Origin of the sequence: Acinetobacter sp. MYb10, from assembly GCF_002980175.2 — a bacterium.
Lineage (GTDB): Bacteria > Pseudomonadota > Gammaproteobacteria > Pseudomonadales > Moraxellaceae > Acinetobacter > Acinetobacter guillouiae.
Genome location: NZ_CP058272.1, coordinates 1,061,286 through 1,073,813, shown reverse-complemented (window position 1 = coordinate 1,073,813; position 12,528 = coordinate 1,061,286). Strand labels below are relative to the sequence as shown.

Here is a 12,528-nt window from a genome sequence, read left to right as displayed (position 1 = left end):
TAATTTTAGCCTTAATTTAATCGGTCTAAAGTGACTAAGAGTTACCTCATAGAATATCTTAACTAATCAAAACTACATCCTGAATATAAAATGCTACACTCTTGGTAGGTAGTTTTTAAAGATGCAAAAATTTAGGGCTGTGTGTTTAGCTAATCGAAGTGAATAATCATAACGTTTTTCTGTTTATTGGCCACCTTTAATAGGGTCAGCTAAGGCAACTCAGCCATCTTAGTAGGTATATTTTAAAATAAGGCACAAGCTTTATTTAAGTGAAAGTCAGTTACTAAAATCATTGTACTTAAAAATAAATACCTATACATGAGAGCTATTAAAAAGTGACATTGTTTACATGATTTTGACAGAAAATAAACTTAACTAATAATTTAAAATAGAGCTATGTAGGTGATAATGGATTATTAATCTTAATCTATAAATTGTTAATTATTTCATATGTAAATTATTTATAAAATTTTAAACATTATAAGTTTTATATTTAATGGTTTATAAAACTATTTGATTAAGATTTTTGAATTATCTTAAATAAGTGAGGAACGATTATGAAGATTGCTTTAATTGGTGCAACAGGTATGGCGGGTTCACGTATTTTAGAAGAGCTTGTTTCACGTGGTCATTACGTTAAAGCCATCGCACGTAATACACATAAAGTACCTGATACGGAACGTGTTTTATCCGTAGATGTGGACTTAAATGATCATGAAGCGCTTGTTGAAGCTCTAAAAGGGCAAGATGCCGTGATAAGTGCTGTTCCTTTTCATGGCTTAGATGCGAATGCATTGATTAACACAATTCGGGATTCTAAAGTTAAGCGTTATTTGGTTGTTGGTGGTGCTGGTGGACTGACTATTCCCAACAAAAATGTACGCTTATTGGATACGGATGATTTTCCTGCTGCGTATAAACCTGAAGCAGAAGCTGCTGTAAATTTCCTTGAAAAACTTAAACACGTTGATGATATTGAATGGACTTTTATATCACCTTCGGCTGAGTTTGCTCCAGGTAAACGTACAGGAGAATTTCGTTTAGGAAAAGATGAACTTATAATTGGTAAAGATGGCAGTAAAATTTCAGCTGAAGATTTTGCAATAGCATTATCTGATGAAATTGAAAATAACAACCATATTAATCAACGTTTTACTGTTGGATACTAAGAAATGTATAAAGGCCCTCATTTGAGGGCTTTTTTCTATAAAAATTAAATTGATGATTTTAGCGTTTTCTAGACTTATTTGTACTCATAAGTGTTTTATTTTAAATTTTTTTTAATCGTTGCTGAAGAACATTCTATTTATATTGAATAAATATAACTGTATAGTTTAATTGAATTAAGGATTACAAATTTTAAAGATTGTGTTTAAAAGTTGAATAGACAATACATGTAATATTTTTATGATGATAAAACAGTTAATTATGGTTAATAAGGTGTCTGATAAATCATTATGAATTACATTAGTGGTCATAATTGATATAAATAAGACTAAAATTAGAATATAGAACTTGCTATTGATATATGGATTTGTCATGAAGAACTCTTTTTTTGAATTGTTATACCATAACACTTTTATGTATAGACTTATATGTTGGAAATGTTATGAAACAAAAAGTACTCTTTTAAAAAATCTATTAGTTTCTTAGTTCAATCAGTAATTTTTTATTTATATGTCGATTAGTTATGAGAATTTTAAGATATTGCTATGGTAGTCTCTAAATGAGTCTTGTATAAAAAACAGATTAGCGCGTAAAGATAAATGATTTATTGCCATTGGTTTTAAAATCATCATCCCTAGTTGTGTAAATATTAATTCATTTAAATCAATGTTATTTTTGATTTTGTTGTCATTTGAAGATGAATTATTTTCCGTGCTTTATTCATCAAACCTATATTGGATCACACTTGGATTGGGGCATACTTGGATTAGTGCTGAGTAAAATGATCTGAACAGTTACAACCATTGTAGATAAGACTTTAATTTTTACATTTTAGACTTCTTCATAAGTCCTTTAAAAGCCACAGATCAACATAAAAGCCCCCTCATCCTCGCTTTCTCTCAAAGGGAGGAGGAACTTTCAATACCAATATGATTCACTCCACATGATTATTTTTTAATTTATGCAAGATCTTTTTAAGAACTGTGTTGGTATAAAATATATTAGGAAATATAAGAATAGAAGAAGAAAATATGTGAAAAATTAATTTTTATTGGTATGAAATCTCAAAATGGTAGAAATTTCAAAAGAATAGTAGTTGATTTTCAGCCTGAATTTGAATTAGTATATCTATAAAATACGATATAGTGAATCGTAACTTAAGAACTAATGTCTGGATAACTGATCTTTCTGATAAGTTAAAGAGTATTTGGGTGGTAGGTACGAAATTCTTTATCTGGTTATGACACGCGATTTAGGAAAGAGGGTATATGCACAAATTTTCAAAAATTGAGCTGGTAACAAATCATTTAACTAAAGCGCTAGAGGATTATCTAAAATTAAAAATGAGTTGTGATGGCGTATATACACAGACGACAAAAACAGAAGATGAAAATTATAAAATTGAAGTCGTTATTGATCCACCAAGTGATGTTTTAGAAACCTTTAAGAATATCGCACATGATATTAAAGATTATTTAGATGCTATTGATTATAAAGGGAAATTTGAGTTTAAGTTTATTGTGTAGTGACTGATCGGTTACATGTAATATGTCATATTTTCATTGAAGTAAACTTCGTATTTTTTACTCGCTTTGCATGATTTATATACCCATAAGTCTGGCTCTTTGTGGGTGTTTTTGAATCATTTTAAAATAAATGCCAATAACTACCAAGTTTCATATCCCATTCTTTAGGTTCAATGACCATTCTTCCAGCATTAGGTGTTAGGGTTATTTCACTGAAATAGATATTATTTTTTGATATTAAAAAATCTATTCGGCTATAACTATATTTAAGGCAGAGCGCTTGAGATAGCTCAATTAAGATGCCTAGCCGAGCTGGTTTCTTTAAATATGCAGGGCTATTGCTTTTTAAATCAACTGTAAATGGTTGGAGTGTCCACGATGTATCGTAAATATTTGAATATTCATTTTTGAGACTATCTTGTACATCGACTTCAATAAATTTGGGTTGACCTTCAAAGCAATGGACTCTACAAGTGGTAATGGTTAATTTAGTCTCTTGGTCAATCAATAAATCAACATATTGCTCAGCTAAAATTGATGGCTTAATATTTTTGTAATGCCATTCTCTTTTTCTGAAATACATATTTTGCTTTAAATGATGCGCTAATTTGTTTTCAGCATTACTTTGATCAAATTGACGCTTATCATTGCAGATGATTGCACTGCCACTATCATGATTGCATTTCAAAACAAATCTGTCGGGCATTCGACTAAAGTCAATTTCATTGTAAGATTTATATACGCCGATCAATGGGATCAGATGAGAAGAACAAATTTTATTGCTGATCACTTCTCTTACGGCCAATTTATCAGCTAATAAGGTATGTAATGGATCTCTTTCGAAAATCATTCGTGCCGTGACTTTTTCATTAAAACTTTTGGGTTGATCAAAATTGGGAATATAGCCAAGTTTATTAATAAAACGTTTGGTTAAATATTGCTTATCTGAGACAAAATATGCTCTTATAACTTTTGCAAAATAGGTGAGATTGTCAATCATTTGTCAAAACCCAATTAATGATCGTATAAGTATAAATAACAAAAGCTTAAAAAATTTTTAAAAAGCGAATGACTTTATGTATGGGTATTATAGTAATAAGCTTATTCCTCTAAATATTTCATATTACGGCGCGATTGGAAAATTTATCGGGCTACGTTTTTGAATTATAAATTATTATATTTAATCAATATGTTGAATCCAGTTTTTATATGTGTGATATGACATATTTGAATCAAGCGCGTGGTTATTGTAATCCATGAAAATTTAAGCTTTAGATCGCTTAGACCGACAATCCTTAGGCGATTTGCTAAGGATTTAAGCAGTCTGTTACATAAAATTTACGATACATATATGAAGCTTTACCAAAAGGTAAAATATTTTCTTGAATCTTAATATGAATTGTGTAAAATTTAACCAGTGAAGAAGGTTGTGCTTTTCACTTTGACTTGGTATTTAAGTCTTTAATAAACCCACCTATTTTTTAGGTGGGTTTATTAATTTTAGCCTAATCAATAAATGATAAGTATCTGGCTTCTATCTAAAAGCATAAAACGATTTGAAAAATGAATATTAGTATCGATGGAAAGCTGAATAGTTAAGCTTTATTGAAAGAATATTGAGGATTTAATGTGATTTTAAGCACACTTTTAATAAATATGAATGAATTCATATTTGGAATAGCTACTGTAAACGGATGTTCTGCTTTCTAACTTGACATCATTGGAGTTCAAATAATGCGCTATTTGATCCAATGATGTGGCCTATTATTGTTTTGCTTAAAATTTATACGAAGGTATGGGTTGTTTATTTATAGATTTGATGTAAATTCAGAACAACATCTTTAAAATTAATTCTTATGAATATTTGTATAGGCGGTCCCTGGCATGGAAGTAAGTTGCTAGGAAATGATAATAAAAAGTCTTTTAAAGTAAAAGGCAAATTACCCAATTCAACAACAAACTATTTTAAAAGAAAGATTCAGTTTAAAAACGTATTTTATATTTTTTGGGTATCTGATGAACTGATGTTATTAGATGAGAATGAAATTATTAAAAATTTTTTACTTAAAAAATTAAATATTATTGTTTAAATAAACTTCATATAAATGAAAGATGCTAAGGCGTCTTTTTTTATATTTTTTCATTTTGCCTTGCTGCATTTGGGTTAGAGTGAAATGGTGATCATTTTGAATAATCCATGATTTTTTATTCTGATTGTTTGATAATTTATTTTAACAAATGGTAAAAAATATATTTTAAGTTACTTAAATTGTTTGATATTTTACATAATTTATTGTATAAAAAAGAAACAACAATAAAATGAGGGTGAAATCATGATAGACAAATCAATAAACATCGTTTTTTTCTTTTTTGTATTTATTGTTTTAACTTTACTTGTACACCTGTTGGGAAATGTGCCAACTGGAATATGGTTTCCAAAGTAGAATAGTTCAATGGAAAAGCTCATCTTGAGATGGGCTTTTTATTTTATGGAGGGATTGATTTTGATCCAACTATTAAAATGTATGTTTGGCTTTCATCGTGTGATTGAGACACATTATTGTAAAGATGGCGAGTTGGAGGTTTGTCATCATTGCTTAAAAGTTGTTAAAAAATAATCATATAAATGAAATGACAAAGAATACATGATATTTCAATTTTTATACCCAATTCAAAGTTAAGCTGTTCATAATATTTTTTTACTTTGCGATTGTGAGTTTTGAAATGCCAATACCTAAAATGAGTGAAGCTAATATTGATTCCAATCAAGCGCCATATTTTTCAATTGAGCAGCTTAAAAGATTTTTGAAAACACAAATTAGATTAAAAGCTGATCAAGGAGAATTATTTGTAAGTGAATACATTACTAAAGATTTTGCTCAACATGACATAATTAATTTGGGTGAAGAATTTAAGAAAGCGGGCTACAAGGTGAGGATCAAAAATGCTGGTAAAGAAAAAATATTTTCTGTTTTTTGGAATTAAAACACTGTAAGTTTTAAGATCTCCAGAAAGAAATAACCATAACTTGATTCCCCACCTAAATGAACCAACTTTTATTTTTTGATTGGGTTTAATTTTTCAATCAAGATAAGACTCAATGATGAAAACCATTTCAATAGTCTGTCTCGTTTTATTGTGGGGATGAACCACATGTCAAAAAAAGATACATATTCACAAGATCACTATAAGACTCTGCATTTGCTGGATTGAGACTATGAATAGAAGTCAGCTATTGGTCCTGTAGAGGGAATATGGCATAGTTCTGCTATCGAGATGTAGTCAACTGAATAGCTCCTGATCATTGGGAGATTTTTATATGAGGCTTATGGGAGAACAAAGTGAATAATTTAGAAAATGAAGATTTAGAACAGCAATCTCAACAAGAGCAAAAAGACTCTAGCATAATGAATGATATCGTGAATTCGATCAATCCATTGGATGCCGTTGATCTGATCGTGGAAACAGGTCGATTGATTGTGAATACGAATAAAGATATTGTTTCTGACATTGCCAACAACATCGATATTGATATAAGTCTTTAAAATTACTTAGCGAGTGCACCCATCAAAAGTTGGGGCTTTAATTGATATGATTGAACTTTTTTTGTAGATGACATTCAAATCAATGATAAAAAAAATTCTCTTGGCATTTCTTTTATTGAATTCGAAATTTAGCTTTGCTGATCCAATAAAACCGACTTTTCTTGAAGAAAAATTAGATATTAAAAAGTTTAAAAAAGAGCTAGATGATAAGCATACATCTAAAATAAAAAAGTCGCTTTTTCTTGTAAAAAGAGAGCCAAAATTGGACCAGCCTAGATATAAAGCAGTTATGCTAAGAGTCGCTAAGGATAGGCAGGATAATTCTTTTAAATATATGAAAATGATCAATTATGTAGACTGTGATAAAAATAAAACTTATACATTTTTGTCATTTTATGATGAAAATGGCATTACACATGGTATTGGTTCATCTAATGACGATCTTGCAGATGATAGTCCATTAAGAAAACAAGTCTGTATCATTGAATGATGGTGAATAGTTGAAAAAATATGGTTGTTTCATGTTTTAAAATTGACACATTTCACGTTATTTAGTAAAACTGTGATTGTTAATTCATTATAGTGAATAAACATACAATAATCCTTAATCAGCGCAAAAATTAAGGGGAAGCCTCACAGTGATGTGAGGCTTTTTTATTCGAATGATTTATTCCAAGCGACGTTCGAAATCATTACTGAGTAGATCTCTGTGACTTTGTTTAAAACTAATAGAGATCATGCTCAGCTTTAAAACGTTCTAGATTCCGAAGTGCATCTTGATAACGTGAGCGTACTTGACTGCTATTGCTTCGGAGGTCAGATAATTTCTTTTTATAGTCATCACGATCTTTGGTAGAGAGGTCTTTACTATCTAACTTTCCAAGATAGTAATCTAGGTTGTTTTGTGAGGTATTAAATTCTGAATTCGCATGATAAAAGTTATTGGCGACTTGATAATAATGACGTAAGGATTCACGTTTCTCTGCAGGACAAACTCGAAAATTACCGCGACCTTCTAAAGCTTCATAAAAAATATTTTCAGGTTGACAGTAAGCCCCTAACCCTTTTAGATAACCCATTTCATAAAGATTTTGACTAGGAATAATATTGGCTTTTTTACAGGAGGAATAGTATTTATCTAAGTGGGATTTATTTCCAGCAGCGCCATCTTTTTCGCCAACGTTAAACCAATTTGCAGTTTTACATTGTTCAACACTCATTGCAGCACAGCCGGAAAGTAAAACCGTAAAGGTAGATAAAATTACTATAAGTTTCATGAAAAATTCTTCCAAACGATTTTTGAATTACTTTAAAAAATGATTTTATCATGACAAGATCAACCATTCCCTGATCATTAATATTGATTCACATGAAAAGTGAATCTAAATTATTAAAAATACAATAGGGTTTTTATCTTGATTCTGCAGCTATTGCCGATATCGTATCTTAACTTTGGCATATCTTCAGCTTGAGCATAATGTTTGTATCGCAGTTGATAAATATAAACCTAGGAATTCTATCTCCAAAAGAACAGAACTGCTAAATTCTTAACTTCATTTAATTTAAAAATAACGGATGGACAACTAAATTTAATAGATTGATAATTTGTTCAGATTTTTCTAAAAATAGGATTTTTCATCTAACGCTATAAAAATAAAGTGGATTAAAACAAGACTACAAATCCAAAACATAGATAATCATTGAGCTTAGTGCAGTCACGATTACACAGAAATTTATCGTTACTTATTTAATTTCATAAAACTTATATACTATGATTTTATAGTTAAATTTACATTGATCTTTAAAGTGGCTTAATTCTAATGTTTGCGAAGATCGTTTTTACTGTATCGGTAGTCTTATCCATAGTTTTTTTTGTTCTAGGTTTAACGGAAGCTATTGTTGAGTTTATCGTTATTGGATGCCTTGGTTTTATCGCATCGGGCTTGATTTTTAAACAAATGAAAATATCATTCAAGCAGAATGACGACTAATTTTGTGGTTTTAACCAAGAGTACTTTTGGCTAATTTTTATTGTCAAAAAATGCTATGCAATCATGGTGTTGGATTTAAAAATTAATTGGATATTTTTGAACTGTAATTATTTTTACAGATTTCTTATCTACTATTTGCCTATGAAAACAAAACAAACAAAAATTATAAAAGTTGCTAAAAGAAGAAGATCTAATTTTACTATAGTGATGTAAGCACTGAGCTAAAAAGTTCAAAAGCTTGATAGAGCCCTCATTGGAGGGCTTTTGTGTGTCAAGGTGCTGAAAAACATTAAAAAAATCACATATTATTATAATAAGATAATATTTTATTATCATTTTATGATATTTTTATGTTGTTATATAGTGTTATAAATCTATATAAATCATCTTATATTGAATAAAAGGGGTAAAAAATAATGGCTAAAATTGACTTAAATCCATTGGCTGAAATTGATGGCTTCACAGCAGCAGCACTTGTAGACTATACAAGTGGATTATCACTTGCCGCTCAAGGAACGGGGATCGATTTAGAACTAGCTGCTGCTGGAAATACGGAAGTTTTAAGAGCAAAAATTAAAACAGCAAAAGCACTAGATTTGAAAGATACGATTGATGATGTTTTGATCACACTCGGGAAGCAGTATCATTTATTACGTCCACTTGAAAAGAATAGCGATTTATTTTTATATCTGGTATTGGATCGCCAAAAATCGAACTTAGCGATGGCAAGACATGAACTTCGAATTTTTGAAAAAGAGTTAGATTTTTCCTAAAAACATCGATTGGCTATTATATTGGATAAGGTGTAATAGCCATTTTAAATCATCAATACTCAAAAATAGAAAGTATATTTAGCATATAAATACAGCCCGAATATAGGTTATCTAAAGATATTGAAACTTGAGTGAAATAGTCGACTTAAGTCTATGAATGTAAAGTTATAAATATGAATACTATAAAATAAAAAAATATCATTGAAAAACTCATAAATGTTATTAGAATTCTATTTCTAAATAAATTAAGAGATTGGGGATATGGAAAATAAAACAGCAAGATTAACTATTTTGATAGACCCGAACAAAAAGGAAGCTTTTGAGGAATTGTGCAATCGTCAGGATCTAAAGCCTTCACAAGTGGTTCGCCAACTGATTCGTGAGTATTTAGAAAAGCATGGTGTAGATTATGCGACTAAACCCACTTTACCGAAAAAGTAACATTTCATTTAACTATTTTATCAAGAAATAGGACTATGCTTTTAGGGGGAAAAGCGGGTTTTATTTCTATTGAATCAGAAAAAATTGAGTAAGATTGATCAAAAACATTGTACTAATTATTGAAGATTTTGATATTTATAAATTTTTAATGTATTTGATTCTTTAAAACTGACCAATTTGATCTTGATGATAGTGAGTAAAATAAGCAAAGGAAAGCTTACAAGCAGTTTGATGGCTTGTAAGCTTTCTTTTTTGTAGAAAAAGAAAGCTATAAAAAGTGCACCCAAAAATAAATTTTTGAATTCAACTTTGATAAAACTATTCCTTGAATTTGGTCTTTAAAAACAATACTTTTCATGTATTTGAGATTAAGTGTATTTGCATAAATTTACCTCAAGTTAAAAATATATAAATGATAATTATTATTATTAGTAATTGCATTTGAGATTTTGCTCAAATACAATACGCAACAATTCTTTCACAATTCCTCCGTAATTTAAGTTGCGTATTAACATGAATAAACAATTAAGATTTCAAACGCTGTCAATCTCTATACTCACAGCAATGTCAATTTCAGCATATGCAAAAGATACTTCTGAAGATGCGACAAAGTTAAAAACAATTGTGGTGACTGCGAGTAGTCAGGCAGTAGATGTTAAAGAAGCACCAGCAAGTATTAGTGTTATTACAAGCGAAGATATTGAAAAACAACCTGTGGGTAGTCTTGGAGAGTTATTAAGTAAAGTCCCTGGGGTAACAGGTGGAATTAGTCCTTCGAAGGAAGGTTCTAAGATTAAATTGCGTGGTTTACCAGACAATTACACACTGATTTTAGTTGATGGTAAACGCATCGGGTCTTCAAGAGATGTAAGTTATCGTCCAGATTTAGGTCGTCAGGATTTAAACTGGATTACACCCGATATGATTGAAAGAATTGAAGTCGTTCGTGGTCCAATGTCTTCCTTATATGGTTCAGATGCCATGGGAGGTGTAATTAATATTATTACTAAGAAGATTCCCAATGCTTGGGGCGGTAATGTCACTTTAAATTATACTCAGCCAACAACTTCGTCTGATTTAGGCACTTCTTTACAAACAGGTGTCATGGCTGCTGGTCCATTAACTGATACCTTAGGTTTACGCTTGACGGCAGGGATGACTGAACGAGAGGCAGATAAGAAATATTCAGCAGGTAACGGAACCACAGGTTCTCAAGATCAAAACTACAATGCGATGTTGCACTATCAGCCAACAGATAAACAGTCATTCAGTTTTGAAGCAGGGCACAGTATCCAAAAGAATGAAAAAGGTTCTCAAATTAACGCCAAAACAGGTGCAGAACAAGAGACCAGTTGGGGAGCTAAAAAATTAGAACATAATTCATTTAGCGTATCGCATGATGGTGAGTGGGCAATTGGTAAATCTAAGTTAAGCGCATACTACAATGATTATGATTCAAGTATTAATAAGGTTACGAGTAAATCAAATGAATTGATTGTTGAGGGTAGCTTAACCATGCCATTTGAGCTAATGTTTAAGCAAGTCTTAACTGTTGGCGGTCAATGGAAAAAACAAGAATTAACCAATACTGATACGATTGGTACTCTACCTGGTGGCAGTTGGGATGGGAAAAGCTATACCGACCCTAAGGTGGATAATAAAAATTGGGCATTATTTCTTGAAGACAATATTTCACTGCTCGATAATTTGACATTAACAGTAGGGAATCGTTTAGATCATGATGATAAATATGGTGAGCATCATAGTCCAAGAGGTTATTTAGTTTATAGTCCAATGGATGATCTTGTGATTAAAGGGGGGATCGCAAAAGGTTTCCGTGCACCAACTGTGAAAGAATCATCTCCTGGTGGGGCAACTGAATCTGGTGGGAATGGTTGCAATGGGTTAAGAGGTAAAATTTGGTATGACAGTAAGCAAAAGCCAGATACCTATACGGGTGGTAGCTGCTTTATGACAGGTAATCCAAACCTTAAGCCTGAGGAAAGCACAAACTATGAAATTGGTGTAAATTATACTGGTTTTGGTACAGACCTAGGTTTGACATTCTTCCATACAGATTTTAAAAATAAAATCACTTATTCGCCGTTAGGTCACGAAGGTGGTATTTGGTTTACTCGAAATGAAAATATTCAAAATGCAGTAACGCGTGGTCTAGAAATGGTTGTAAATTTCCCAGTTTTAGACAATCTAAAATGGAATAATAATGCAACGTATTTCTTAAAAGCAAAAAATGAAGATACTGGTGCAACCTTACTGACCACTTCAAAATTAACGGTAAATTCAGCCCTAAATTGGCAACCGATAGATCCACTCAATGTAGAATTGTCTGCGCAATATTTAGGTAAGCAATATTTAACTGATAAAAGCGCTACTCCTACGATGCAAAAACCACATACGATTGTAAATCTAGCAAGCAATTATCAAGTGAATGATAAGCTCACTGTACGTGGTGGCTTTACTAATTTACTTGATAAAAAATTGTCAAATGGTGCAGACGCATACTTCGTTGAGCGTCAAAAAGTATTTGTAGGCGCAACCTTTAAATTTTAATCAATCATACTGAAGTGAAAACTCACTTCAGTAATAAATCATGCGTTATGAAAACCATCTGCGGATGGTTTTTTGCTATGTATTTTTTATTTGGATGGATGGAATGCTGTGTATGAAATAGTGAAAACAATGATTTTTTAGGGTTTAGGTATTCTTCTATTCGTACCAAAATTTCCCCCAATATTTTTTGATCATTTTATAGTTTAATAAAATCAATAGGTTATATGTGCTTTAAAAACTTTGGGTATTTTGTGGTTTTTATATTTAACTTGCTGTTATCAGAGCGTTTTTTGATTTAAAATTATTGTTCACTGCCATATAGGCAGCTTAGAAAAAGACAATCAGAAGGGAGCACTAAGAGTTGCGGTTCACTGCCATATAGGCAGCTTAGAAATTAAACTTTTAACTTCTTAATCGCTTCTTCAAGTTCACTGCCATATAGGCAGCTTAAAAATCAACGGAAGAACTAGATGAGATTTACTGCTAGACCAGCAGAGGCGTTTATTTTAGTTAT

General features: G+C 31.0%; 10 protein-coding genes. 8 read left to right on the top strand and 2 right to left on the bottom strand.

What is annotated here, in order from left to right; genetic code table 11:
- Nucleotides 1-557: 557 nt before the first annotated feature.
- The gene (locus tag CQZ96_RS05165) at nt 558-1,169 is read left to right on the top strand and encodes an NAD(P)-dependent oxidoreductase (RefSeq protein ID WP_105712924.1); all 612 of its coding nucleotides are present in this window, start codon (nt 558-560) and stop codon (nt 1,167-1,169) included.
- A 1,266-nt stretch (nt 1,170-2,435) separates the two neighbouring features.
- The gene (locus CQZ96_RS05160; protein WP_105712923.1) at nt 2,436-2,693 is read left to right on the top strand and encodes a hypothetical protein; all 258 of its coding nucleotides are present in this window, start codon (nt 2,436-2,438) and stop codon (nt 2,691-2,693) included.
- Between the two features lie 121 nt (nt 2,694-2,814).
- Here the strand turns inward: CQZ96_RS05160 and CQZ96_RS05155 are convergent, their stop codons facing one another.
- Nucleotides 2,815-3,693 carry an ATP-grasp fold amidoligase family protein gene (locus CQZ96_RS05155; RefSeq protein WP_105712922.1) on the bottom strand — a complete coding sequence of 293 codons (879 nt, stop codon included), beginning with the start codon at nt 3,691-3,693 and terminating at the stop codon, nt 2,815-2,817.
- A 1,724-nt stretch (nt 3,694-5,417) separates the two neighbouring features.
- On the opposite strand from CQZ96_RS05155, the gene CQZ96_RS05150 reads away from it, so the two are divergent.
- The 3 genes from CQZ96_RS05150 to CQZ96_RS05140 all read left to right on the top strand — a co-directional run bounded on the left by CQZ96_RS05150 (nt 5,418) and on the right by CQZ96_RS05140 (nt 6,728).
- On the top strand, nt 5,418-5,678 hold the full coding sequence (locus tag CQZ96_RS05150) for a hypothetical protein (RefSeq protein WP_105712921.1): 261 nt from the start codon (nt 5,418-5,420) through the stop codon (nt 5,676-5,678).
- Nucleotides 5,679-6,034: 356 nt separating this feature from the next.
- Nucleotides 6,035-6,238 carry a hypothetical protein gene (locus CQZ96_RS05145; RefSeq protein WP_004721216.1) on the top strand — a complete coding sequence of 68 codons (204 nt, stop codon included), beginning with the start codon at nt 6,035-6,037 and terminating at the stop codon, nt 6,236-6,238.
- A gap of 82 nt (nt 6,239-6,320) precedes the next feature.
- Entirely contained in the window at nt 6,321-6,728 is a 408-nt protein-coding gene (locus tag CQZ96_RS05140; protein ID WP_004721214.1) for a hypothetical protein, read from the top strand.
- Between the two features lie 235 nt (nt 6,729-6,963).
- Here CQZ96_RS05140 and CQZ96_RS05135 read toward each other — a convergent pair whose 3' ends face one another.
- Nucleotides 6,964-7,515 carry a DUF2799 domain-containing protein gene (locus tag CQZ96_RS05135; protein WP_004721211.1) on the bottom strand — a complete coding sequence of 184 codons (552 nt, stop codon included), beginning with the start codon at nt 7,513-7,515 and terminating at the stop codon, nt 6,964-6,966.
- A 1,130-nt stretch (nt 7,516-8,645) separates the two neighbouring features.
- Here CQZ96_RS05135 and CQZ96_RS05130 point away from each other — a divergent pair.
- From CQZ96_RS05130 to CQZ96_RS05120, 3 genes are all read left to right on the top strand, one after another.
- On the top strand, nt 8,646-9,002 hold the full coding sequence (locus CQZ96_RS05130; RefSeq protein ID WP_004721210.1) for a hypothetical protein: 357 nt from the start codon (nt 8,646-8,648) through the stop codon (nt 9,000-9,002).
- Between the two features lie 261 nt (nt 9,003-9,263).
- Nucleotides 9,264-9,443 (top strand): ribbon-helix-helix protein, CopG family, encoded by a 180-nt coding sequence (locus CQZ96_RS05125; RefSeq protein WP_004721206.1) that lies wholly within the window; start codon nt 9,264-9,266, stop codon nt 9,441-9,443.
- Nucleotides 9,444-9,956: 513 nt separating this feature from the next.
- Nucleotides 9,957-12,014, top strand: coding sequence for a TonB-dependent receptor domain-containing protein (locus CQZ96_RS05120; protein ID WP_004721205.1), 2,058 nt, complete (start codon nt 9,957-9,959; stop codon nt 12,012-12,014).
- Nucleotides 12,015-12,528 lie beyond the last annotated feature (514 nt).